Source organism: Neobacillus notoginsengisoli (genome assembly GCF_003515685.1).
Taxonomy (GTDB): Bacteria; Bacillota; Bacilli; order Bacillales; family Cytobacillaceae; genus Bacillus_D; species Bacillus_D notoginsengisoli.
In genome coordinates this window covers 20777-44793 of the sequence record NZ_QWEG01000004.1, presented here as the reverse complement: position 1 = coordinate 44793, position 24017 = coordinate 20777, and the positions used below count along the sequence as shown (strand labels likewise).

The window sequence follows — 24017 nt, the reverse complement described above, 5'->3', positions numbered from 1 at the left end:
TAGCGTTATTAAGTATACTTCGATTTTGTGCTCCTGTCACGTGGAAAGTTTGTTTTTTTGCAAAAAACTCCTAGTTTTTTAACTAAAAAATCCCGGAGAACTAAGTTGCACGTTCTCCGGGATTTGTATTATTTAAATGCCATCGCAGCCTTGACAGCTTTTTTCCATCCATCATAAAGTTCGGTTCGGTTTTCTTCCTGCATTTGCGGTTCAAAGGAGCGGTCAATTGCCCATTGGGCGGCAATCTCGTCCATGCTCTCCCAGTAGCCAACCGCCAGACCGGCGAGGTATGCAGCGCCAAGGGACGTTGTTTCATTGATGACAGGCCTTTCAACAGGCACTCCTAGAAGATCACTTTGAAATTGCATCAGAAAATTATTCATGGCCGCACCGCCATCAACACGCAGTGTTTTCAGCTCAATGCCGGAATCTGCCTCCATAGCGGAGAGGACATCTTTCGTCTGATAAGCGAGCGACTCAAGTGTCGCTCTGATAAAATGTTCCTTGCTCGTTCCCCTTGTCAGGCCGAAGACCGCGCCCCTTACCTCGCTGTCCCAATAAGGAGTGCCCAAACCAACAAACGCCGGCACGACGTACACCCCATCCGCGGAGTCTACCCTCTCAGCATACTCCTCGCTGTCCTTTGCATCTTTTAGCATTCTGAGGCCATCGCGGAGCCATTGAATGGCTGAACCGGCAACGAAGATACTGCCTTCGAGGGCATATTCAACCTTCCCACCGAGCCCCCAGGCAATGGTCGTTAACAGGCCGCGCTCGGATTTCACCCCTTTTTCCCCAGTGTTCATCAGCATGAAACAGCCGGTTCCATAAGTGTTTTTAGCAATGCCTTTTTCAAAACACGCCTGCCCGAACAAGGCCGCCTGTTGATCTCCCGCAGCCCCGGCGATTGGCACAGGCTGGCCGAAGAAATGCTCTTCAATCGTATGCGCGAAAATTTCCGAAGAAGATTTCACCTCAGGCAGCATTGATTTTGGCACGTCCAAAATTTTCAACAGCTCTTCGTCCCATTTGAGGTCATAAATATTGAACATCAAAGTCCTGGAAGCGTTGCTATAGTCTGTCACATGGGCACGGCCACCAGACAACTTCCAAATCAGCCACGTATCAATCGTCCCGAACAGCAGCCTTCCTTCTTCAGCTTTTTGCCGCGCGCCTTCAACATTGTCCAAAATCCATTTTACTTTCGTGCCGGAAAAATAAGCGTCAATCAACAGCCCCGTCTTCTCGCGGAAAAGGTCATTGTATCCGCTTTCTTTCAGTTTTTCGCAAATCCCGCTCGTTTGTCGCGATTGCCAAACAATTGCGTTATACACTGGCGTCCCGGTTTCCTTATCCCATACAACTGTCGTCTCACGCTGGTTCGTAATCCCAATCCCGGCAATCTGCTCCGGCTTGATATTCGATTCCGAAAGAGCGCTTGCGATCACCGACAGGATGGATCCCCAGATTTCGTTTGCATTGTGTTCCACCCAGCCTGACTTTGGGAAATGCTGGGTAAACTCTCTTTGCGCGACATGGACAATTTCGCCTGCCTTATTAAAGAGAATCGCCCTTGAACTGGTGGTACCCTGGTCCAGCGATAGAATATACTTTTCCAATGAAATTCCTCCCCCATTGTTCATAACCTTGGAATTGTTATGAAAAGTATACCCTCAAAGGGGCATTGGGTTCATCTTTGAACTCGATTCAGGAGAATTTTTGCCAAAAAATCCGCAGCCGACTGCCTTGCTCTTGCGGCGTGGTTCCTTTTTGGGGATGACTGTCGTGGGTCGGGGGCTTCCGCGTTAACAAACCTGAGTTTCACTAAATCTTTGGCGCGAATCCCCATCTTGCGCGCCATTCTAACTGATTTTAAGCAACACTTTGGCGCGAATCCCCATCTTGCGTGCCATTCTAACTGATTTTAAGCAACACTTTGGCGCGAATCGCCATCTTGCGCGCCATTCTAACGATTTTAAACGACACTTTGGCACGAATCGAAGCCTTGCGCGCCATTCTAACCGAATTTAAGCGAAACTTTGGCACGAATCGAAGCCTTGCGCGCCATTCTAACCAATTTTAAGCGACACTTTGACGCGTATCGAAGCCTTGCGCGCCATTCTAACCAATTTTAAGCGACACTTTGGCACGAACCGAAGCCTTGCGCGCCATTCTAACCAATTTTAAGCGACACTTTGACGCGTATCGTAATCTTGCGCGCCATTCTAACTAGTTTTAAACGAATCTTTGACGCGTATCACAGCTTTGCGCGTCATTCTAACCAATTTTAAGCGACACTTTGACGCGTATCGAAGCCTTGCGCGTCATTCTAACCGATTTTAAGCGACACTTTGACGCGTATCGTAATCTTGCGCGCCATTCTAACTAGTTTTAAACGAATCTTTGACGCGTATCACAGCTTTGCGCGCCATTCTAACTAGTTTCAATCGACACTTTGATGCGAAACCGCGAATCGCAATCTTGCTTGATAACTAAACAAAATTTTGTATTGCATTTTCTTATCCATCCCTGCGCACGACAGCTTTTATTGGATATAGCCCTTTATTAAACTGTTATTCGTAGTAAATATTCTTTCCACCGCCCCTTGCTTTAAAATACTTCATTAATACTCTTGTATAAGTCCTTCTACCCAACTCTAATTGGCACCACTCCATCAAGCTTTTGATTGTCAATTTTCTCTCGGGAAAGAGAAACATAAACTCTTTTGCATTTCTTACAATCGCAGCTTGTTTTTCTTCCTTGAAGTCGCAATTTCTGCATGCCAAAAAACGCTTGTCGAGAATAGCCAATTTCGACAGACAAGTTTTGCAAAACATGCCCTTCCATACCTTTTCATAACTATACTCCGGCAGCTTGGAGTACCGGCTGGCATCCTTGATGGCAGACAGAAGAATCTGGGCCAGCTTTTTATGTCCGTCATTGAGCCGAGACGGGCTATTCAACTGATCAATAAATTGGTTAACTTGTGTTGGGAGGATGATTGAATGATCCTCGGGAGCATTGTATAAAGTGAATTCGGGATGGATGAAAACCAGGCGGGATTGAACGAGGAAATTTAACTTGTTGTCCCTGAGAAATTGGTGGAAAAGGAGGTCGGCTTTGTTCAGTTGCTCGACAGGGTTCTTGCATTTATTTCCTTTCTTAGTATACAGTTGCCCATCTTTCCAAATGTAGTCGCCTTTCAAATTCTTCACGTCAATTAAGTTGGTGATCCCTTCCGAGACGATCATACTATCAATTTGGAAATCGGAGTTATTCGCCTCGAGAAGCATGTCATTCAGGATATACCTTTCTTCCTGAAGTGTTGCGGCTAGCTTGTCAAAAGCAAGTTCCCCCTCGTAGCCTGATTCCAAATTCGCCAAGTAAAACTTTTTGTTTTCCGACAACTCCATGCGCGTCTTCAAATACCGCAGGCCGATCAGTTCATGGGATTCCGTTCGTTCTTTCAGTATCAAAAAGTCACTCCCTTTCTAGGTTTCTATTCTAATTTTATCTGAACTCCGCATACCCCACTTAAACAAATATGAATTTTCTGTTAATTATTTCCCAACAAAAAAAGAGACACCCGATTACGGGTGCCTCCACCAAAACTATTTCCTATGCATTTTAAACTCAAGGAACAGCTGATTATAGTACGCCAGGTTCCTTTGGCCGAGGTTTTCATACACTTCCAGCTTTTCTGTCAGTTCCTCGGACGGGTAGAAGCGCTCATCCTCGGTCATTTCCTCAGGCATAAATTGCAATGCTTCCTTATTTGGGGTCGAATAACAGACCCATTCTGTATTCTGGGCGGCTATTTCCGGATCCAGCATAAAGTTGATAAACTGATGGGCCGCTTCTTTATTTTTCGCCGTTTTCGGAATGACCATATTGTCAAACCATAGATTCGATCCTTCGCTTGGGACGACATAATCGAGGTCCTCGTTTTCCGACATGATGTCAGCCGCATCGCCAGACCAGACGAGTCCAATCGAGGCTTCTTCATTCGCCATCAGCATCTTAATTTCATCGCCGACAATCGCTTTGATATTGGGCGTTAGTGTATCCAGCTTATTCTTGGCCTCACGCAAATGGACTTTATTCGTATCATTCAGCGAGTAGCCTAGGCTGTTAAGACCCATGCCGATAACTTCACGCGCGCCATCAATCAGCAGGATTTGATTTTCTAAATCCGAATCCCAAAGGTCGTTCCAGCTTGTGATCTCTTTATCATGCAGCATCTTTGGATTATAAACGATGCCGACCGTTCCCCAGAAATACGGGACGGAATATTTATTTTCCGGGTCGAATGGCAAATCCATGAAGCGCTCGTCGATGTTTTTTAAGTTCGGCAGCTTGGAGTGGTCGATTGGGAGGAGCAAGTCCTCCTCTAGCATTTTTGCAATCATGTACTCTGATGGCACGGCGATATCGTAAGCCGTACCGCCCTGCTTGATCTTTGTCATCATCGCTTCATTGGAATCGAAGGTTTCATAAACGACGCTGATGCCTGTTTCTTTTTCAAAAAGCTTGATGAGATCGGGATCAATGTAGTCACCCCAGTTGTAAATGGTTAGCGTATTGCTGCCGGAGTAGCCTTTTGTATCATTCAATTTTGCAATAATCCCAAGCAAAGCGGCTGAGGCGAGAACGATTGTTAAAAACATGCGCATGAGCTGCTTCATTTTTTAACCCCCATTCCAGCCGGCTTCTGTCTTTGTGTGATGAAGTAATAAACCACAACAAGGAGTGTTGTAAATAGGAACAGCAGCGTCGAGAGGGCGTTAATATTCAATGAAACGCCGCGGCGCGCCAGTGAATAAATCTCAACAGACAATGTGCTGAACCCGTTGCCGGTTACGAAGAATGTAACCGCGAAATCATCCAGGGAATATGTCAGGGCCATGAAGAATCCGGCCATGATTCCTGGAGTCAAATAAGGCAAAATAACCTTCGTCAAAACATCCAAGCTGTTGGCGCCAAGATCCCTAGCGGCGTCAACAAGCGAAGGGCTCATTTCGGACAACTTCGGGAGCACCATCAGGACGACAATTGGGACACTGAACGCGATATGTGAAAGCAGGACCGAATAGAATCCAAGTTTGTACCCGGAAACGGTAAACAAAATCAGGAAGGACGCACCGATGATAACGTCCGGGCTTACAATCAACACATTGTTCAGCGACAGGAGAGTATTTTTCGTTGCCCGCTTCCTCATCGAATGGATGCCAAGCGCGCCAATTAAGCCGATCATGGTGGCAATTAAGGCGGATAGCAGCGCGACAACAAGCGTATTCAGAACGATAATCAATAGCCTTGTATCACTTAACAGTTCTTTATACCAATCGAGTGTAAAGCTTTCAAAACCAAACATCTTCCCACCGCTGTTAAATGAATAGAAAATCAGGAAGAAGATTGGCGAATACAGGATAAAGAAAATCAGCACCAAAAACAATTTTGCAAAAGGGGATAATTTTTTATCCACGCAGCACACCCCGCTTCCGGATACCGGTGAGCGCCATAATGGCAAACATCGCCAGAATCAAAAATACCGCGATTGTGGAGCCCATTCCCCAGTCCTGTGTGACAAGGAAGTTCTGTTCAATCGCTGTTCCAAGCGTGATGACCCTGTTGCCGGCAATCAATCTCGTCAGCATGAACAAGGACAGCGCCGGAATGAAGACTACCTGACAGCCCGATTTCACCCCTTCAATCGTCAGAGGGAAAATGACGCGGCTGAACGTCGTCCACTTCGATGCGCCAAGGTCTTTGGCAGCATCAATCAAAGCCGGATTCAACTCGTTAAGCGAATTGAAGATTGGCAAAATCATAAACGGTATAAAAATGTAAACCGATACGAAAACGAAACTGAAATCGGTAAACAGTATTTGCTTCGTCCCAATTCCGATCGCCTCAAGAAACTGGTTGGCTGCGCCGTAAGTCCCGAAAATGCCAAGGAACGCATACGCCTTCAAGAGCAGGTTAATCCAGGACGGAACAATGATTAGCAGGAGCCATAGCTGCTTATGCTTCGTTTTTGTCAAAAACAGTGCAGTCGGATAAGCGACGAGCAACGAAAACAACGTAATCAAGAACGCATACCAGAACGAACTGAACACCATCTTCAAATATACTGGCGTGAAGAACTTTTGATAGTTTTCAAAAGAAAAATGGCCGTCGATATTTAAAAAGGAGTAATAGACGACTAACAAAATTGGTGCGATGACAAAGAAAATCATCCAAAGCGTATACGGGAGAATATACAGCTGGCGGGTCAGGTTCCGGTTCATTCTTCGTCCCCGTCCTTATAAGCTTCCAGGCGCCGGTCGAATTCTTCCTCTGTCTCGCCAAGACGCATGACGTGGATCGCCTCCGGCTCAAAATAAAGTCCGATTTGATCGCCAACAGCCGCTTTTTTCGTCGAATGGACGAGCCACTCGTTCCCATCCTTGTCATAACAGCTTAGTTCATAGTGCACGCCGCGGAAAAGCTGGGAATCCACCTGGACCTGAAGCTTCCCTTTTTCACGAGAGGTGATTTCCAAATCTTCCGGGCGGATGACAATTTCAACCGGTTCATTTGGGTTGAAGCCTTGGTCGACACACTCAAATTGTTTGCCGGTGAATTTAACCAAATAGTCCTCAATCATTGTTCCATGGACAATATTCGACTCACCGATGAAATCGGCGACGAAGCGGTTGATCGGTTCGTCATAAATATCCGTAGGCGTTCCGCTTTGCTGGATTTTTCCTTCATTGATAACAAAAATCTCATCCGACATCGCCAGCGCTTCCTCTTGGTCATGTGTGACGAAAATGAACGTAATGCCAAGCCGGCGCTGCAGTTCACGCAGTTCATACTGCATCTCTGTGCGCAGCTTTAAGTCGAGAGCAGATAATGGCTCATCGAGAAGGATGACTTCCGGCTCGTTGACAATCGCCCTGGCAATCGCGACACGCTGGCGCTGCCCGCCGGACATCTCTGTAATTTCCCTATTTTCGTAGCCGGCCAGGTTAACAAACTGCAAGGCTTCTTTCACTTTCGCCTTGATGTCCGTTTCCCTCATTTTCTTAATGCGCAGGCCAAAAGCCACGTTTTCAAATACATTTAGATGGGGGAATAACGCATAATCCTGGAATACGGTATTCATCCGGCGCTTATTGGCTGGAAGATCGTTAATTCTTTTTCCGTTAAAATAAATATCTCCGGAGGTGGCCTCGGTAAACCCGGCAATCAGCCGAAGAATCGTCGTCTTTCCGCATCCAGATGGGCCAAGCAGCGTGTAAAATTTGCCCCGCTCAAGTTCAAAACTGACATCGTCCAGTACAGGACGATCAGTATCATATTGCTTTGTTACATTGTCAAATTGAATAATCATTGAATTATTCATTGGCCGCCTCCTTACTCTTACATCCTATATTTTGAAACTGATTTGATCTTACTCATCAAATCATGTCTTTTTTCGACAAATGTTACATTCGGAACAATTATACATGAGGGGGGCAAAAATTCAATATTCTTTCTTTTTTTTACATTATTTTAAAAACAAAGGAAACTCCATGCAGAAAAAAAGAGCTCTTTTGAAATCAGTAAGGCTCTTAAAAAACTTCTATATTATATGTAAGTTATATGGAAGGGGGTCCTTAATGCGCCAAAACCATATAGCCCATATAGATGGCCATCCCCCAGACAACCAGGGCGGATACTTGATTGAGCCTTTTCAGAAAACTTCCCCTCTGATCAAACTGGCCAACCTTCCTACCTGTCATAGCCAGGGCAAAAAACCAAATCCATGATACAACGATACAAGCGATTGTGAACAGCCACTTATCAACTCCTGCATACACAAGGGAAGCTGTCCCAATGACACCAATTGTATCAAGAATGGCATGGGGATTCAGCAGTGAAACGGAGGCGGCGAAGGCAACCTGCCTTTTTGCTGAAAAGAGCTCTTTCCGTCCATTGCTCGCACCCTGACCGGACGTTTTCCAAATCGACCATCCCATATAGGCCAAAAACAAAAATCCCACAATAAACAACAAATTCCTCAGCCATTCAAAATTTAAGACAATGATAGACACACCGGCAACAGCCAGCGAAATCAACAGCGTGTCACAGATGCCTGCCGTCACAACCGCGGGTAATGTCCCGGTAAACCTTTTATGGATTGCTCCCTGGTTAAAAATAAATACATTCTGAACCCCTAACGGCAAAATCAAGCCAAATGCCAAAATCACTCCATGAAGTAACGCTTCCATCCCATTCACCAGCTTTCCAATCCAACGAAACTCTTTTGTCTAAATAGTTTGTTTTATTGTTCAATCTATTATATACCGCCAAAAAAGGCAACCACTAAGTAGTTGCCTTTCACTATTCGTATAGCTTCAGGTCCCGCAAAATGTCCTGTAAGGTTTGCCAGTCTGATCCGGTACGGTGCAATACTCTTTCTGTTCAGTTGAGTGGGCGTACGGGTCTGAAAGCACCTTTAGTAACTTTTCCATCACACTGTAGTCGCCTTTTTCAACAGCCGCGTCAAGGGCTTCCTCGACCCGGTGGTTCCTTGGGATGACGGCCGGATTGCTTTGCTGCATCAATTGTTGGGATGATTCACGAGGTTCATTTTGCCGGCCGAGCCTTTCCTGCCAGCGTTCATACCATTGTTTAAATTCATCTTTTTCGTGCAGGACGGTATCCTCCGGTTTATAGAGAGTTAGGGCACGGAACGTATTTGTATAGTCGGCATGGTATTTTTCCATCATCGTAAGAAGATCGCCTATTAAGGATTCGTCCTGGGGCTCTTCGTTTAGCAGGCCAAGCTTCGCCTTCATTCCTTCGTGCCAGTTCTTTTGGAACAGCTTTGCAAAACTGGAAAGGGCTTCGTTGGCCATTTCAAGCGCCTCATCCATGTTTTCATGAAGGAGAGGCAGAAGGGATTCGGCAAAGCGCGCCAAATTCCAGACCCCGATGTATGGCTGGTTGCCGTACGCATAGCGGCCTTGCCTGTCAATTGAACTGAAAACAGTCGCTGGGTCATACGTATCCATGAACGCGCACGGGCCGTAATCAATTGTCTCCCCGCTAATCGTCATATTGTCGGTATTCATGACACCGTGAATAAATCCGACAAGCTGCCATTTTGCAATGAGTGAAGCTTGGCGATCGATAACCGCTTGCAGGAAAGAGACATATTTGTTTTCCTGCGCTTCCATTTCAGGGTAGTGCCGGTGAATGGCATAATCCGCAAGTGCGCGAAGGTTTTCAATTTCATCCCGGCCGGCGGCGTACTGGAACGTGCCGACCCGGAGATGGCTTGAAGCCACACGGGTCAGAATGGCTCCCGGCAGCTCGGTTTCCCTATAGACCGCTTCACCCGTTTCCACGACTGCGAGGCTTCTGGTCGTCGGGATGCCAAGCGCGTGCATCGCTTCACTGATGATATATTCGCGGAGCATCGGTCCTAACGCCGCGCGCCCATCCCCACCGCGGGAATAAGGCGTCCTGCCAGGCCCCTTAAACTGGATGTCCATCCTATCTCCCTGAGGCGTAATTTGCTCGCCAAGGAGGACAGCCCGGCCGTCGCCAAGCATCGTAAAATGGCCGAACTGGTGGCCGGCATACGCCTGGGATAGAGGCGAGGCGCCATCTGGGATTTGGTTGCCCGCAAGCTGTTCGACTCCATTTTCACTTTGGAGAGCATCAGGGTCCAGACCAAGCCGCTCCGCAAGGGAGGTGTTAAACACCGCCATTTTAGGAGCGCGGACTGGTTTCGGTTTTTGCAATGTATAAAAGACATCAGGTAATTGGGTATAACTATTATCGAAGTTCCAACCTATTTTTTTTGTCATAGGAGCTCCTTTCGGTTCCTTATCTTCTGTTTAGATTATTATACCCTTTCCCTTTAGTTAGAACGCATCCTGCGCTTATTGAACATCGGAAGAGTCGTCATAATCATAGCGGAAACCGTCCTTTTGGGTGTTGCGGCCTTTTTTGCTCAGTGGTTCTTTTTTCTCTTGCTTAACTTGGTCGGTTCGGTTCTGATTTCTCTGTTTCAATGGATTTGCCTCCTAAGTTCTGTTTCTTTTTATTGTCCCGGAAACTTCTGCGTGACAACCAGTCAGGTTTTTCCATAGTTGTTGACACTCATCCGGGATTTGCATGACAACTAAACCGATTTCTTCCTGATTGTTGTCACTCATCCGGCATTTGCGGGACAATCAAATCGAGTTTTTAACGATTGTTGTCACTCACACTTGCTTTGCATGACAACCAAACTGAGTTTTTCACGATTGTTGTCACTCATCCGGCATTTGCGTGACAATTAAACCGCTTTTTTCATGAGTGTTGTCACTCATCCGGGTTTTGCGTGACAACCAAACCGCTGTTGTCCTGATTTTTGTCACTCAACCGCGATTTCCGTGACAACCAGTCAGGTTTTTCCATAGTTGTTGTCACTCATCCGGAACTTGCGTGACAGCCTGGAACAAAAATTATAGCCTGGGCCATTTTTGCAAAAAAAAACGCCCCAGCCATAATGACTGAGACGATTCTCCTAATTAATAAATCAAATACTTTTCCCTAACATCCATGAACTGATCCAGTTCATCTTCCCACTGGGCTTTCATTTCATCGACGGATTTTCCGTTTTCAATCGCTTCCCGCACCCAGCCATTTCCGATCAATAAATCGAAGAAGGAGATTCCCTTGCTGTCCGGCGCGCGGAATTGGAATTGGGCCGGATACAATTCATGGATGGTCTTCACAATATGAAGCCCCGTTTCGACCGGCTTAAACGAATCCCGATTTGTAATGTGAATCTGGATACCGTGAGATAAGGCCCCCGAATGCTTGGAGAACGTCGGGATAAACGATGCCGCGCGGAACTTCACGCCTGGCAGATCCAATCCGTTCAGCTCGGCAGCCAATTTATCCGCGTTAATGAACGGCGCGCCAATCAGTTCGAACGGCTTCGTCGTCCCGCGGCCTTCAGAAACGTTGGTCCCTTCAATCAATGCCGCGCCCGGATAAACGAGAGCCGTTTCCAGTGTCGGCATGTTAGGCGACGGCATCACAAACTCAAATGGCGTTTCATCAAAATACATCGTGCGCTTCCAGCCTTTCATTTCAACGACAGTCAGGTCTGCGCCGATATTGAATTCTTTATTGAACAGTTTCGCAAGCTCGCCCACGGTCATCCCATGGCGAAGCGGAATCGCATAGTTCCCAACGAAAGACGTATACTTAGATGCATCAAGCACTGGACCTTCCACCTTTGTTCCGCCAAGCGGGTTCGGACGGTCAAGAACGATGAATGGGATGTTGTTTTCCTTTGCCGCTTCCATCGCATAGGCCATTGTGTAAATATACGTGTAGAATCTCGTTCCAACATCCTGGATGTCAAAAAGGAGCACATCCACGTTTTCCAGCATTTCCGGGGTCGGCTTCCGCGTTTGGCCATATAGGCTGTAAACAGGGAGGTTCGTTTTTTCATCGATATAGTATTCAACATACTGGCCGGCCTGGGCGCTTCCCCTTACACCGTGTTCCGGTCCATAAAGAGCGGTCAATTCCACATCGGGATCATTGAACAGCAAGTCAACCACGCTGGTCAGGTCTTTGTCCACTCCCGTCGGATTTGTAATAAGCCCAACCCGCTTGCCTTTAATTAAATCCTTGTGTTCCTTCAGCAAAGCCTCGGCGCCAAGCTGGAACCTCTTATGGTCCTGGCTTTTGCCATTGCCTTTGTCATGATTCGCAAATACCGCTGTCAATGATGACAAAATTAAAATCAGTGTCAGTACCGCAGCCAATCCTCTTTTCAAAAAAACCACTCCCCATTTCGTTCGTTTTTTCTTAATAACCCCTCTGCTTCCAACCATCTCCGCTGAAGTTCAATTCAACCGGCTCGCCATCCAGAGATGAAAGTTTCACGTTATCCACATACCAGCCCCGGCCATTCACGGAACTGTCAGTGGTATATGTGAACCGAATGAACTTAGTTGCTTCCGGTATTTCCACATTCCCAGAAAGCCAATCAACACTGCTGCCGGTAAACGTTTTTGCCCGCTCCCAGTTTAGCCCATCGCTAGACAATTCGAGATACCCATAATCAGCGTCCGCTTCAATTCGGTACCACGTCTCAAAAGTAAGATCCGCAGACTTATCCAACTCGACCTCGGCCACAAGGGAACGCTGCAGGCGATCGCCGTAGCCGGAAAACCAGGCCTTTCCATCAGGGATGTTAACCGGAATCGCATCAGCAACCTGCCTCGCCAACTGCCTGCGGGCCAGATTCGTTGTCACCGTGTTTCGCGTCGGGTGCACCCGGTTCGTCAGCAGGATAGCAATTGTGCCGTTGTTTCTGTTCACAACGATTGACGTTCCCGTGTAACCGGTATGGCCAAGCGTCGATCCTTCTGACAGTGCATCCATGAACCAGCCTTGGGCAAGCTCCCAGCCTAAGCCATGGTCATTTCCAGGAAACTCTGGAATCTGGTTTTCTATAAGCATTTTGACTGTATCCGGCTTCAGGATTTGCTTGCTGCCGTAGCGGCCATCATTCAAGTACATATGGGCCAATTTTGCCAAATCGCCCGCAGTCGAGAAAACACCCGCATGACCGGCGACGCCGCCCAATGCCCAGGCATTCTCATCGTGCACCTCACCCCAGACAAGGCCTCTGCCTATTGCCGGTTGAAACTCAGTTGCAGCAATCCGGCTCTTTAGACTTGCCGGCGGGTTGTACATCGTATCCTTCATGTTAAGCGGGTCCGTCAAATATTTCTTTACAAACTCGTCCTGGCGCTGGCCAGACAGTCGTTCAATCAAGAATCCTAGTGTAATCATGTTCAAATCACTGTATGTATAGGCAGTGCCCGGTTTATTGCTTAAGGGGTGATTTAGAACAAAATTCATCCTGTCGTCGCGGTTCGTTCCTTGCGTATAAAGCGGAATCCACGCAGCGAAACCCGAAGTATGGGTCATCAACTGGCGGATTGTGACATTTTCCTTCCCGTTTGCCGCAAATTTAGGTATGTACTTGGCAACCGGTTCATCCAGCCCAAAGCGTCCCTGCTCATATAAAATCATTGCAGCAGTCGTAGTGAAAATTTTGCTGATTGAGGCCAGGTCGAAAATGGTGTCCTCCCGCATCGGTATTGGATTCTCCGACTTGGTGAATTGATCATCCTTGTATTTGTAGGCAAATCCATACGCATCATGTTTTACGATATGGCCCCGGCGCGCGACAAACGCCACCGCACCCGGCATGACTCCTTCGGAAATCATTTCGTTCATGTGTCCGTCAATTTCATCGAGCGGCTGCTTCACCATCCCTGCCCCGCGGACCGATCCGTTGTGCAGGACAGGCGACAACGGGCCAGGCTTATCCCATGCAAACACAGGATGCGCTTTTTGGGAACCCGCTTTTCCCTCTCTTTGTTCCATCGATGTCCCTGTGTTCCGGCTACCCTCTGCGGCAGATACGGGAACGAGCGCTCCAGTTGTGAGCACAGCCGCCAGGGCAATCGCCAACGTTTTTTTCTTCATCCTTCCTCCTCTCCGAGCGCGAGCTCTATCACAAAATGTAAGGGCTTTCAAGCTATAGACTATCCAACTTTCAATTCAGCTGTCCATCCCACCTATGGCCTACGAAAAAGGAAGTTGCTATCGAACTACCGGCATAACCAGGTGGAAAGAAGGACTTTTTGTAAAAAACTGCAAGCTACCCAGCTTAAAAAAAGCCCCAAAGGGCAGTCTTCGGGACATTTGTATCATTTTTCAAAACTTGCATAAATCAGGTTGGGAAATTTTTATTACGCCGTTTTGAATCCTTAAATAATAAAAGTGCCTGGCACCCCGGCGGGACTCTTTTTGTCCCACCAGGGTGCCAGGCACTACTTTGTTGCACTGCTTTTATGCATTTAATCTATTAATCCGTCCCCAAAGTGACGCCCATTCTTTTTAAATATTGTCTGTAGGCTATGCTCATTCTGTCGCATTTTAATGAGAGTTCAACCTGCAGGTCTAGCGGGAGGTCTTCTGGTTTTTGGTTCTCGACGATTGGCTTGTCCTGGGCAAATATCATATCCTGAAATTCAATAGTTTCCTGATCGGTTGTGCCGGTTTCATAGTTGAACGACATAATCCCGTAGGCGATGGATTTACTTTCATCAACAGGCAAAATAGTAAGCAAAATCGTCATCCTATTATCCGAATCAGGGTCCCTTTTTGTAAACAGAACAGTTAGCGGCCGAAGGATTTCATACGTATAGTAAACATCTTTTGCCACCCCTGTTCCATCTGGGTCCGGCTGGAAGATTGCAATCTCATCACTATAAATTCGGTCGTCTTCAGTATGCACGTCGTACTCGCCAATAACAGGATGCTCCTGAACGCCAAGATACCCCTCGTGTATAAATGACAAATGGCCGACATCGAGGAAGTTTTCAACAACCCTTGGCGGTTTGGCATGCACCTGTTGCGGCCCCCAATGAATGTTGCGGTATTTTTCATCGGAGAATTGCGGATAAGAGAACATTTCGGGATTGTTGTTGTTAAGGTTAATCCACACAAATCCATATGCTTCCCGGCATGCATATTTGATTGCTCTGGCTTTTAATGGAATGGACCTTCCTTCAGGCAGCTGGGGAATCTTCGTGCATGCTCCTTCAGAATTATACTCCCAGCCATGGTATGGGCAGACTAACTTTCCATCCCTCACGCACCCTAGCGACAGGGCCGCGCCTCGGTGGATACATAAATCCTTGAATGCATGGATGCCTTTATCATTGCGGAAGAAAACGACTCTTTCGCCCATAATCGCGACTTGAAGCGGTTCATCTTTTACGTCCTCTATTTTGCACGCAACAATCCAGTCATTGCGTAAAACATGATCTTCCACAATCATTTCTATCTTCCCTTCACATTTCAGTATTTTATGTACTTTATTTTAGAAAGGTATTTTACTAAAGTCAACAAAAATACGAACATTAACTCAAATTAACAATTAAATATACGTATTTAACTGTTTACATCTGCTTATTCCTTCTTTATAATTCAACTATAATTCGCAATCAGGCTATAGTGGGAAATTAATGATAAGTGAAAAAATGGCACCGAAAGTAAAAGATTCACTTTCATTCCAACTTATCGTCAGCTATTCATGAAACACCATCTTAAAAAAACCATCAAAGAGAAGGAGACGGGGTCAGTGAAACAAACGGGGAAAAACACAAACATTTCAGTGGGTATCGACGACAAGATTAGCTGGGGGAAAGCATTGTTGCTCGGTATGCAACATGTCCTTGCTATGGACTTGTATATCGCGCCAATCATTATTGCAGGATTACTTTCACTAAATACGACGAACACAACCTTTTTCATTCAAATGTGTTTCCTGGCAGCAGGGATTGCTACACTCATTCAGACAATTGGCGGAGTTCGGATGCCGGTTGTCCAGGGACCTTCCTATGTTCCAATCGGCGCATTGGCGGCAATAGGCGGAAAGCTTGGATTAGGCGCGGTTTTCGGCAGCCTTTTGCCAGGAGCTTTACTCATTGCGATTCTTGGCTATCCACTTAAATGGTTCGCAAAAGCAGTCAGAAAGATGATTCCACCGCTCGTTGGGGGAACGGTTATCGTCATTGTTGGCATCTCCTTGATGCCCAGCGCGTTTAACAGCATTTACACTTCACCGGGAAATGTCGGCCACAATGTGTTGATTGCCTTTGTTTCTGCCGCCGTTCTCATTATCTGCATCCTTCTAGGCCGGAAAACAAAAGGGTACGGAACTTTTTTCCGCCTTTTATCGGTCATTCTCGCCATTGTTGCAGGAACTCTTACTGCAGCTTATTTTGGCACAGTCGATTTTTCAGCCGTGAAAAAAGCATCATTGTTTTCATTGCCAAGCTTCTTCCCATTTGGGAAACCCGTATTTGATTTGCATGCTATCCTGACGATGGTTTTCATTTATATGATCATCTTAATTGAAACAACCGGCACCTGGTTTGTGGTTTCTACGGTTACTGAGAGTGAATTGGATGATAAGAGGCTGAACAGGGCCTCCTTTGGCGAGGGGCTTGGCTGCTTCATTGGTTCGTTGTTCGGTGGCACTCCAATGACCGGCTATTCCTCCAACGCCGGTATCATTGCCATTACAGGAGTTGCGAGCAGGATGGCGATTATTGCCGCTGGAATTATTCTAGTGGCTCTCGGTCTTGTACCAAAGCTATCTGCTGTCATTACATGTGTGCCCCAGCCAGTGATTCAGGGGATTTTCGGGGTGGTTTGTGTCGCCATCGTCATGAATGGATTGAAGGTCATCCAGCCAATTGAAATCGATGACCGGAATATGATTGTCATCGGCGTTCCGATTCTGCTTACAATTGGGACAACGGTTCTTCCAAAAGAAATCCTTTACAGCGTTCCGGATTTTGCGAACTATATCCTGTCCTCCGGTACAGCTGTTGGTGCCATTGCAGTGCTCATTCTGAATCTGATCGTCCCGCATGAGCGGAAAGCACCTGCTCCCAAAGAAGCGAATTCGTTGTCGTAAAACGAAAAATCACCCCATTATCAGCGCTTAGGCTGAGAGTGGGGTGATTTTTTTAAAAAAAACCAGGGGGCTGTTTTGCAAAAAAAGCCGGCATCCACGACTGCAATCCTCGTATCCGGGACTTTGCTGTCGCGAATGAAATATCCTTACTGTTCCGCTTCCCACTTGGCGACTTCTTCCCTGACACGTGGCGCAACTTCCTTGCCAAACAGTTCAATCGCTCTCATGACATCTTCATGCGGCATTGTTCCGAGCGGTAAGTGAAGCATGAACCTGGTAATGCCAACCTTTTTGCGCAAAAAGATGATTTTCTCTGCGACAGTATCTGGGTCACCAACATAAAGCGCTCCTTCTAAATTCCTGGCCTGATCAAAAGCCCTCCTTGAATATGGCCCCCAGCCGCGTTCCCGGCCAAGCTTGTTCATCACGTACTGCGTGGAAGGGAAAAACTTATCGGCAGCCGTCTCGGTATCTTCTGCAACAAAGCCGTGGGAATGGGAAGCGACCTTCAGCTTCGATAAATCATGGCCCGCATGCTCTGCCGCTTTCCAATACAGCTCGACTAGCGGGGCAAAATGCAACGGGCTTCCTCCGATAATGGCAAGGACTAACGGCAGTCCGAGCAACCCGGCCCGGACAACGGATTCCTGGTTGCCTCCACTCCCAATCCAGATTGGCAAAGGATCCTGGACCGGCCGCGGGTAAATCCCGATATTATTAATTGAAGGGCGATGCTTTCCGCTCCATGTCACTTTTTCAGACTTCTGCAATGTCAAATGCAAGTCCAGTTTCTCTTCAAACAATTCATCATAATCCTTTAAATCGTATCCGAACAGCGGGAATGACTCGATGAACGATCCCCTGCCCGCCATGATTTCCGCCCGGCCGTTTGTCAGTCCGTCAAGCGTGGCGAAATCCTGGAAAACACGCACCGGATCATCAGAAGAGAGAACCGTCACCGCGCTTGTCATCCGGATTCGCTTTGTTTGCATGGCTGCCGCGGCCAGTAATACAGCCGGCGAAGAAGCAGCAAAGTCCTCCCGATGGTGCTCCCCGACTCCAAACACATCCAGTCCTACCTGATCGGCGAGAACAATTTCCTCAGCTACTTCTCGCAAACGCTGCGCATGGCTAATCACCTTCCCGGTCACCGGATCCGGTGTTGTTTCTACGAACGTACTTATGCCCAATTCCATCAACTATTCCTCCTTGATTGCACCTGCTTACCCTCCATTTTACCTTTAACTGAGGATTTCGCAGGCATTGACGCTCATTTTCCGGCCCTTTTCTTCCAAAAGAAATAACCGATCGCCGCCAAAACAAGCAGCCCCACAAGATAAAGGCTGTACTTTTCGGCATAAAGCCGGACTTTAACCCAGTCTTTCCCCAAAATTCGGCCAAGCGTAATAAACGTAAACGTCCAAATAAATGCACCGGTATAGGCATAAAACACAAACTTTCTAAGCGGGTAGTCGTTTATTGCCGCAATATAAGCTGAAAGATGGCGGATCCCGGGTATAAAATAGCCGATTAGCAGGATGACCGGACCTACTTTTGAGAAAAGTTTATTCGTATAGTTGATCTTTTCCTCGGTAATATGAAACTTCGGGCCATATTTATGCAAGAGCGGCAGCCCAAACTTATGGCCAATAAAATAACTTAACGAAATACCACCTGAAGCTCCTGCAAAAGCACTTAACAAGGCGGGAATGTAGGCTAACTTCCCCTTAAAGACATTAAAACCTACGAATGTCAGAAGAAATTCGTCCGGAATGGGTAGGCCGACAATCCCCCCGATAAGCAAAAAAACGATGCCAAAATAGCCATAATGCTCAATAATATAGTTTAATTTCTCAACCACTATGCATCCCACCGAAAAATTCATTACCTTATCATTACCCCATTTTTAATATGATAAAAAGCAGCGTTTAATATTTGGCGGGAATCCTTGGGCATAGTAAAAACAACACATACTATAAGGAGTGGAAATATGCCTGACTTCTGCGCTTCCTTGTGGCCGGAGGATCCGACACCGGATAATCAAAAAACTTGCAGTGAATGCGGCTTGGACAAGCACGGCTCGCGAATGGTTTGGGGCGAAGGGAATCCCAATGCGCCAATCCTCGTTCTATTGGACAATCCCGGTGCCCGCGAAGATACGAGGGGAAACTCCTTTATCTGCGGAACGAGGCAAACGTTGCAAAATGCTGCCTTTGAGGCTGGATTAAAGGCCGAGGACTTATACGTAACTTATGTTCTAAAGAGGAGACCAACGAAGAAATATGAGAAAGAAAAAACAAGACAAATCTGTTTACATCACCTGGAACAGCAGCTGCAGGCAAAAAAGCCTCAGTTTATACTCTGTCTTGGTAATATCGCCGTCCAATCTTTTTTTCAGAAAGAGGAGGCAGAAGTAAAAACATTACGGGGGAAACTGCATGATGTTCGTGGATATCGTACAATCGTCGCCTATCACCCATTAGCAGTGCGCCGGCGGCCAAATTTGTGGCCTTATTTTTTGGAGGATTGGAAGATGCTAAGTGATCATTTTAATATGCACTAATCGAAAAATTGAATGTAAGCAGGTTTTAAAACACTAAGAGTCCAAATAAACACCGGATTCGGACTCTAATACTGTTTTTGAGACTCCGTGAGTCCGAATCAACCCCGAATTCGGACTCTAATACTGTTTTTAAGACCTCGGGAGTCCGAATCAACCCCGGATTCGGACTCTTAAACTGTTTTTAGACCTCGAGAGTCCGAATCAACCACGGATTCGGACTCTTAAACTGTTTTTAAGACCTCGAGAGTCCGAATCAACCACGGATTCGGACTCTTAAACTGTTTTTAAGACCTCGAGAGTCCGAATCAACCACGGATTCGGACTCTCAACTAGCTTTTGCAGACTCAAGAGTCCGAATCCCTTAGGCTGTTACCCCGTGATTTGATTTCTTCTATCGTAGACTGATTCAAGTTACCTTAAAAAAGTGTAAAACCATTCTTTAGAGAAAGAATGGTTTTACGCTTTTCGGTATTCTCTACGATTTACGAGACAATTAGCTACCACGAGCAAGCTTTTCTTCCTATATAATTTATTTTTGTGCCCTAACTTTAAATTCCTCGTAACGCTTTTTATATTTATCTTCCGTAACTGCATGAAACGTAAGCTTTTCAGCAGTCTTCCAAAATGACAGATTGAATTTGGCCGCGCTATCAAGAAAGTTTCCTTCTAACTTGGTTTCTTTTCCTTCAACATTCGTGTAAAAACGCACGATCCGCCCGTCTGTTATTCCGTTCAGCTCATATTTTCTTTCCTTGTAAAGGTTGCCTCCACCCCGCACTTTATTCATAACAAGCAGTGAACCAGTTAATTCACCTTCGAGGAGCGCTTCATCAATTTTCAGGAACAGCTGGTAAGATTCGTCATCCGAGGAGGAAAGGTATCCATATACACTTTTCAACTCCGAAAAAAATCCTCTTATACGGTTTTTTTCTTTTTCCTCTGAATGGTAAATGGCATTTTGCAGCTCCTCTTGTTTTGCTTCAACAAACTTTTTGAGCTGCTCTTGACCAACAGCCTCGTATAATTTGCTGTCTTTTTTCCCCTGCTTCTGTACAAGATTTTCTCCGGAAAACCAGGCGTCAGACCTTAGCCACTTCCCGGCAAAATTAACATTGAATACGTATCCTTTATCGGTTACTTTTCCAGTCACATCGTATGTTTTTTCTTCCATAAACGGCGGTTCCCCGGTTTCTTCAATAACCTTTTGCTGATGAAGCTTCCCCTTCACTTTTCCATTTCTACTCGTTAACTCGAACCAAGAAAGCACCTCGCCATCATGATGAACAAATGCATCCGATTTGTTCAGCGGGTCTCTATGGTCTTTTGCGTAAGAAGATGCCCACCAAATAGCCGCTCCAGCAAGTAACCCGAGGACTGCCGCTACCCACCAAACGCTTAGTTTCCTCACCTCGTTCCCCCCCCATGGTCTACTGCAAAATGGGATTTTTCACCTTACTCGTTATCATAAACTATGATATTAAACGCAAAAAGACAACCTTTTAATTAGTTGTCTTATTGTCCCCAGGGTCGGGCATTTACTGTAAGTTATTCTTCCGTTATAGCCGGTTTTCCTGCTTCCAAAAGCACTTTGTTTTGTCCTAACAAAATAGCTAATAAGATAATAAAAACTCCAGTCCCAATCAGCAGCCATTCAATTTTAATTAAATCTGCGATTGGGCCGAAGATAAGCATGCCAATTGGCATCATCGAAGTTGAAATCATCCCCATGACTCCGAAAACTCTGCCTAAGTAATCCTCTTCAATTTTCTCCTGCAAAAGAACCGTCGTCGGAGTATTGAAAATCGGCATGGTAATTCCGAAAACAGCCATGAAGGCTAAATACATCCAAAAGATCGGTACGATACCGAGCGCGAAGGTACAAATGCCCATAATTACACTCGCAAATGCCATCGTTTTCACTTTATTTTGGAAGCCTCCCCAAGTTGCAATGATGCCTCCGCCAGCCATCATACCGATTGAAAAGGCAATTTCAATAGCTGTCAGCCTCCATACATCATTACCAAAGCTCCGGGCCACCTGCAATGGCGTCAAAAATGCCGCAGGCGCCATCAGTACAAAGAAAACAGCAAAGAAAAGGAAGAATTGCTTAAGGTACCCATGTTGATTCACATATCGCAATCCCTGTTTAAAGTCACTCATGTAGCTGTTTGTCTGTTTTTCCGCCGCCTTTTTATGTGAAGGGATTTTCAAAAAGGCGAGCAATGTGACAATCGCCATCGCTGCTGTAATCACATCAATGAAGAAGATGATTTTAAGCGAAGCCATAGCCAATAAAGCCGCACTGACCATTGGCGATACAAACATGATGATTGCTTGAATACTTCCAATTATTCCATTTACCTTTGTCAGCCGATCCTTCGGGACAATCTGTGGCAAGATTGCACCGACCGCCGGCGTCTGAATGCCCGTTCCAAAGGCACGGATGGCTGCCATCACAAAAAGGAGCCATATTTGGTCGTATCCCATTAAAAAGAGAATGGCCAGGATAAGTGTCGCTAAAGCAATCAGGCCGTCCGCCAACACAATCAGTATTTTACGGTTATAGCGGTCCGCCCAAACCCCTGCAACCGGGGACAGAATAAAGGTTGGAATGAAGCCGCAAAGAATATACAGCATCATCATGACACCTGATTCAGTCGTTAGCGTGATATACCACATAATCGCATATTGAACCAAGGACGATCCAAACAAGGAAATCGTCTGGCTAATCAAAAAGAGAATGATATTCCTGAACCAATTCTCCTTATGATCATTCATTTCCACATTCATTCCTAACAACTCATTTCTCAGTTAATAAGAATCATTATACCAATTTGCTGAACTTGATAAAAACCCCTCCTTCATAAATTGAAACATAAAAAAATCCCCCAAACTCAAAGCATGGGGGATCTCACTCATATTCATTTAATAACACTAAAACTTAGTATATTCCCACCGCATCAAATCCAGCATTTACAGCGGCCTCTTCATCGCTTCCTTCTCCGTAAAGATCAATTGCCGATTGAACAATCGCCCGGCGCGCGTCACTGAATTCGGAATTCGGGGTTAGATAAACCGTTAAGGCCCGATAGTAGATCTGCCCTAACTTTTGCCTGCCAATTTCCTCGCCAATCAAGTATGCGGCATGGTTTGGAATGGAGGAGTTCACATGGACCCCGCCGTTATCCACTGACGTTGGCATAGGATAATATTCGTCCATATGGGCCGGATAGACTCCGCTTCCGTACGCCGCCCGTTGCGGATTGCTGACCACGACACTGTTTGGATCACTCAAGCTGCGCAATCTCGTTACCCCGTCAGCTTTTGCCGCCGGCGCCATAATATCCTCGCCGATTTCCCAATCGTCATCATCAACGAGTGCGCCAAAGACATCCGCGAACGATTCGTTTAGTGCGCCCGGTTGATGGCGGTAAACCAAGTTTGCTGAATGCGTGATAACACCATGAGTCATTTCATGGGCAGCAACATCAAGACCGGCTGATAGTGAGATGAAGAATTCACCATCCCCATCCCCATACGTCATCCAACGCCCATTCCACGATGCATTATTGTAATTTTGGCCATAGTGGACCCTGGAAACGATCGCCATTCCTTTCCCATCAAGGGAATTCCGGCCGTGTTCATTTAGAAAATAGTCATAAACCTTCTCAGAATTATAATGCGCATCGACAGCGGCCCGATCATAGTCGCCCACAAATGCTGCAGAATTTCCTACATATAATGTGTCATTACTTGCGTTGTTATCATTTTTGGCATCATACGTAAAAATCCCCTCGAGGTTTTTGTGAGCATAATCAGCTAAAGCAAACTTCGTTCCAGTGCCTGATTCCTTCACTTGGGTGATATGTATTTCCCTATGGTCACCATGGACACCTTTACCAGCACCTTTTTGAGTTTTCATTTCTTCGGCATGCATGAGGCCATTATACTTATCTATCACCGCCCCGGTTTTTGCATCGACAAACACAAACCAGTTTCCAGGCTCATCTCCCATGAAGTTGACATTCACCTTATAGGCAGTATGATTTTCACCTTCAAAAGGATAGACCACAAGATCAGCAGTCGGTTCATATGTCAGCTCTTTAGGAGCATTGACGTCCGATAGGGCCACCCGAAGGGCAGCATCACTGCTTAAGGAAGCTGCCGTGTCCACAGCGTCATCGGTTATCGTTTGATTGATTCTTCCGTTGACGGATACCACTTCATTATCCTCATTAAAGTGAACAATCATTTCCGCCCCTTCTACGTTCAACCCGTTAATCGACTGATGAAAGCGTACGTGAGTCATACCCAATTCATCTTTTTCTACACCTTTCACCTTTAGATTTTTGCCAGGATTTTTAATGCCAGTTTTCACAGCGTTCTTCTCCAAATAAGCCAATGCATTGGATGGGGTGCTTGCAGAAAACTTGTCCGCAATCCGCTCCTTCACAAACAGCGGCACGTTTGCCCTTTCATTCCACTTCTTCGAAATCTGGGCTTGATTAGCCTGCTGTGCGAATACGCTGTTTACCGGAATCGCACCTGCCATCAATCCAAGCGACAAAACAACAGGAACAATCATCTTTTTCGCCAAATTTTCTACCTCCTTTTATTTCAACGCCTTCATTATAGTTGAATAAGGATATAATTACATGAATATTTGGAATTATAAATATTTACGGGGATTAGTGGTAAATAGTTCCTAATCAAGCATGGTAAAGGGGTAGAAGAGACCAATTTGATTAGCAACTTAACAAGCGCTTCTCGGGATGTGGATATAACGAACAAAATATAGAACAGCACTCAGAGGCTTTTTAACCTACAAAAGGCAGTCCCCTCATCGGAGGGAAACTGCCAATTTAGATGTGCCTTCGAGTATATATGCGACAATACCTAGGA

19 protein-coding genes are annotated in these 24017 nt (G+C 46.1%); 2 read left to right on the top strand and 17 right to left on the bottom strand.

The features are described from left to right. Positions 1 to 128: 128 nt before the first annotated feature. From glpK to D1B31_RS06830, 12 genes are all read right to left on the bottom strand, one after another. The gene (gene glpK / locus D1B31_RS06880) at positions 129 to 1619 is read right to left on the bottom strand and encodes a glycerol kinase GlpK (RefSeq protein ID WP_118920033.1); all 1491 of its coding nucleotides are present in this window, start codon (positions 1617 to 1619) and stop codon (positions 129 to 131) included. A 954-nt stretch (positions 1620 to 2573) separates the two neighbouring features. Beyond that, the gene (locus tag D1B31_RS06875; RefSeq protein WP_118920032.1) at positions 2574 to 3476 is read right to left on the bottom strand and encodes a nuclease-related domain-containing protein; all 903 of its coding nucleotides are present in this window, start codon (positions 3474 to 3476) and stop codon (positions 2574 to 2576) included. Positions 3477 to 3611: 135 nt separating this feature from the next. Beyond that, positions 3612 to 4685 (bottom strand): ABC transporter substrate-binding protein, encoded by a 1074-nt coding sequence (locus tag D1B31_RS06870; protein WP_118920031.1) that lies wholly within the window; start codon positions 4683 to 4685, stop codon positions 3612 to 3614. Beyond that, positions 4682 to 5485, bottom strand: coding sequence for an ABC transporter permease (locus D1B31_RS06865; RefSeq protein ID WP_118920030.1), 804 nt, complete (start codon positions 5483 to 5485; stop codon positions 4682 to 4684). Before D1B31_RS06865 ends, D1B31_RS06870 begins: the two co-directional genes overlap by 4 nt. Then, positions 5478 to 6290: an ABC transporter permease gene (locus D1B31_RS06860; RefSeq protein WP_118920029.1), complete on the bottom strand. Its 813-nt coding sequence runs from the start codon at positions 6288 to 6290 to the stop codon at positions 5478 to 5480. The genes D1B31_RS06865 and D1B31_RS06860 overlap by 8 nt, the downstream gene beginning before the upstream one ends. Continuing rightward, on the bottom strand, positions 6287 to 7390 hold the full coding sequence (locus tag D1B31_RS06855) for an ABC transporter ATP-binding protein (RefSeq protein ID WP_118920028.1): 1104 nt from the start codon (positions 7388 to 7390) through the stop codon (positions 6287 to 6289). The genes D1B31_RS06860 and D1B31_RS06855 overlap by 4 nt, the downstream gene beginning before the upstream one ends. A 253-nt stretch (positions 7391 to 7643) precedes the next feature. Then, entirely contained in the window at positions 7644 to 8258 is a 615-nt protein-coding gene (locus D1B31_RS06850) for a LysE/ArgO family amino acid transporter (protein ID WP_118920027.1), read from the bottom strand. 126 nt (positions 8259 to 8384) lie between these two features. Continuing rightward, positions 8385 to 9845: a protein adenylyltransferase SelO gene (locus D1B31_RS06845; protein WP_118920026.1), complete on the bottom strand. Its 1461-nt coding sequence runs from the start codon at positions 9843 to 9845 to the stop codon at positions 8385 to 8387. A 75-nt stretch (positions 9846 to 9920) separates the two neighbouring features. Next, on the bottom strand, positions 9921 to 10052 hold the full coding sequence (locus tag D1B31_RS25020) for a hypothetical protein (RefSeq protein WP_275670704.1): 132 nt from the start codon (positions 10050 to 10052) through the stop codon (positions 9921 to 9923). Positions 10053 to 10553: 501 nt separating this feature from the next. Further along, complete coding sequence (locus tag D1B31_RS06840) at positions 10554 to 11819, bottom strand: exo-beta-N-acetylmuramidase NamZ family protein (protein WP_240035201.1); 1266 nt, start codon at positions 11817 to 11819, stop codon at positions 10554 to 10556. A 31-nt stretch (positions 11820 to 11850) separates the two neighbouring features. Beyond that, complete coding sequence (locus D1B31_RS06835) at positions 11851 to 13545, bottom strand: serine hydrolase domain-containing protein (RefSeq protein ID WP_118920024.1); 1695 nt, start codon at positions 13543 to 13545, stop codon at positions 11851 to 11853. A gap of 382 nt (positions 13546 to 13927) precedes the next feature. Beyond that, complete coding sequence (locus D1B31_RS06830; protein WP_118920023.1) at positions 13928 to 14905, bottom strand: aromatic ring-hydroxylating oxygenase subunit alpha; 978 nt, start codon at positions 14903 to 14905, stop codon at positions 13928 to 13930. Positions 14906 to 15208: 303 nt separating this feature from the next. On the opposite strand from D1B31_RS06830, the gene D1B31_RS06825 reads away from it, so the two are divergent. Next, a complete protein-coding gene (locus tag D1B31_RS06825; protein ID WP_118920022.1) occupies positions 15209 to 16552 on the top strand; it encodes a uracil-xanthine permease family protein in 1344 nt (447 codons plus the stop codon). Positions 16553 to 16698: 146 nt separating this feature from the next. Here the strand turns inward: D1B31_RS06825 and D1B31_RS06820 are convergent, their stop codons facing one another. Then, positions 16699 to 17748, bottom strand: coding sequence for an LLM class flavin-dependent oxidoreductase (locus D1B31_RS06820; RefSeq protein WP_118920021.1), 1050 nt, complete (start codon positions 17746 to 17748; stop codon positions 16699 to 16701). A gap of 74 nt (positions 17749 to 17822) precedes the next feature. Then, positions 17823 to 18413: a DedA family protein gene (locus tag D1B31_RS06815; RefSeq protein ID WP_420846079.1), complete on the bottom strand. Its 591-nt coding sequence runs from the start codon at positions 18411 to 18413 to the stop codon at positions 17823 to 17825. A 129-nt stretch (positions 18414 to 18542) separates the two neighbouring features. On the opposite strand from D1B31_RS06815, the gene D1B31_RS06810 reads away from it, so the two are divergent. Further along, on the top strand, positions 18543 to 19115 hold the full coding sequence (locus D1B31_RS06810; protein WP_118920019.1) for a uracil-DNA glycosylase: 573 nt from the start codon (positions 18543 to 18545) through the stop codon (positions 19113 to 19115). Positions 19116 to 19644: 529 nt separating this feature from the next. On the opposite strand, the gene D1B31_RS06805 is transcribed toward D1B31_RS06810, so the two are convergent. From D1B31_RS06805 to D1B31_RS06795, 3 genes are all read right to left on the bottom strand, one after another. Beyond that, positions 19645 to 20523: a hypothetical protein gene (locus D1B31_RS06805; protein WP_118920018.1), complete on the bottom strand. Its 879-nt coding sequence runs from the start codon at positions 20521 to 20523 to the stop codon at positions 19645 to 19647. Positions 20524 to 20660: 137 nt separating this feature from the next. Further along, positions 20661 to 21893, bottom strand: a complete 1233-nt coding sequence (locus D1B31_RS06800; RefSeq protein WP_420846078.1) for an MFS transporter — start codon at positions 21891 to 21893, stop codon at positions 20661 to 20663. Between the two features lie 163 nt (positions 21894 to 22056). Beyond that, positions 22057 to 23700 carry a M4 family metallopeptidase gene (locus D1B31_RS06795; RefSeq protein ID WP_420846081.1) on the bottom strand — a complete coding sequence of 548 codons (1644 nt, stop codon included), beginning with the start codon at positions 23698 to 23700 and terminating at the stop codon, positions 22057 to 22059. Positions 23701 to 24017: the final 317 nt, after the last annotated feature.

Excerpts from the sequence above, each read along its gene's own strand:
- D1B31_RS06870 (WP_118920031.1), bottom strand. The coding sequence starts at position 4,685 with ATGAAGCAGCTCATGCGCATGTTTTTAACAATCGTTCTCGCCTCAGCC.
- D1B31_RS06860 (WP_118920029.1), bottom strand. The coding sequence starts at position 6,290 with ATGAACCGGAACCTGACCCGCCAGCTGTATATTCTCCCGTATACGCTT.
- D1B31_RS06855 (WP_118920028.1), bottom strand. The coding sequence starts at position 7,390 with ATGAATAATTCAATGATTATTCAATTTGACAATGTAACAAAGCAATAT.
- D1B31_RS06850 (WP_118920027.1), bottom strand. The coding sequence starts at position 8,258 with ATGGAAGCGTTACTTCATGGAGTGATTTTGGCATTTGGCTTGATTTTG.
- D1B31_RS06845 (WP_118920026.1), bottom strand. The coding sequence starts at position 9,845 with ATGACAAAAAAAATAGGTTGGAACTTCGATAATAGTTATACCCAATTA.
- D1B31_RS06835 (WP_118920024.1), bottom strand. The coding sequence starts at position 13,545 with ATGAAGAAAAAAACGTTGGCGATTGCCCTGGCGGCTGTGCTCACAACT.
- D1B31_RS06830 (WP_118920023.1), bottom strand. The coding sequence starts at position 14,905 with ATGATTGTGGAAGATCATGTTTTACGCAATGACTGGATTGTTGCGTGC.
- D1B31_RS06820 (WP_118920021.1), bottom strand. The coding sequence starts at position 17,748 with ATGGAATTGGGCATAAGTACGTTCGTAGAAACAACACCGGATCCGGTG.
- D1B31_RS06810 (WP_118920019.1), top strand. The coding sequence starts at position 18,543 with ATGCCTGACTTCTGCGCTTCCTTGTGGCCGGAGGATCCGACACCGGAT.
- D1B31_RS06800 (WP_420846078.1), bottom strand. The coding sequence starts at position 21,893 with ATGAATGATCATAAGGAGAATTGGTTCAGGAATATCATTCTCTTTTTG.
- D1B31_RS06795 (WP_420846081.1), bottom strand. The coding sequence starts at position 23,700 with ATGATTGTTCCTGTTGTTTTGTCGCTTGGATTGATGGCAGGTGCGATT.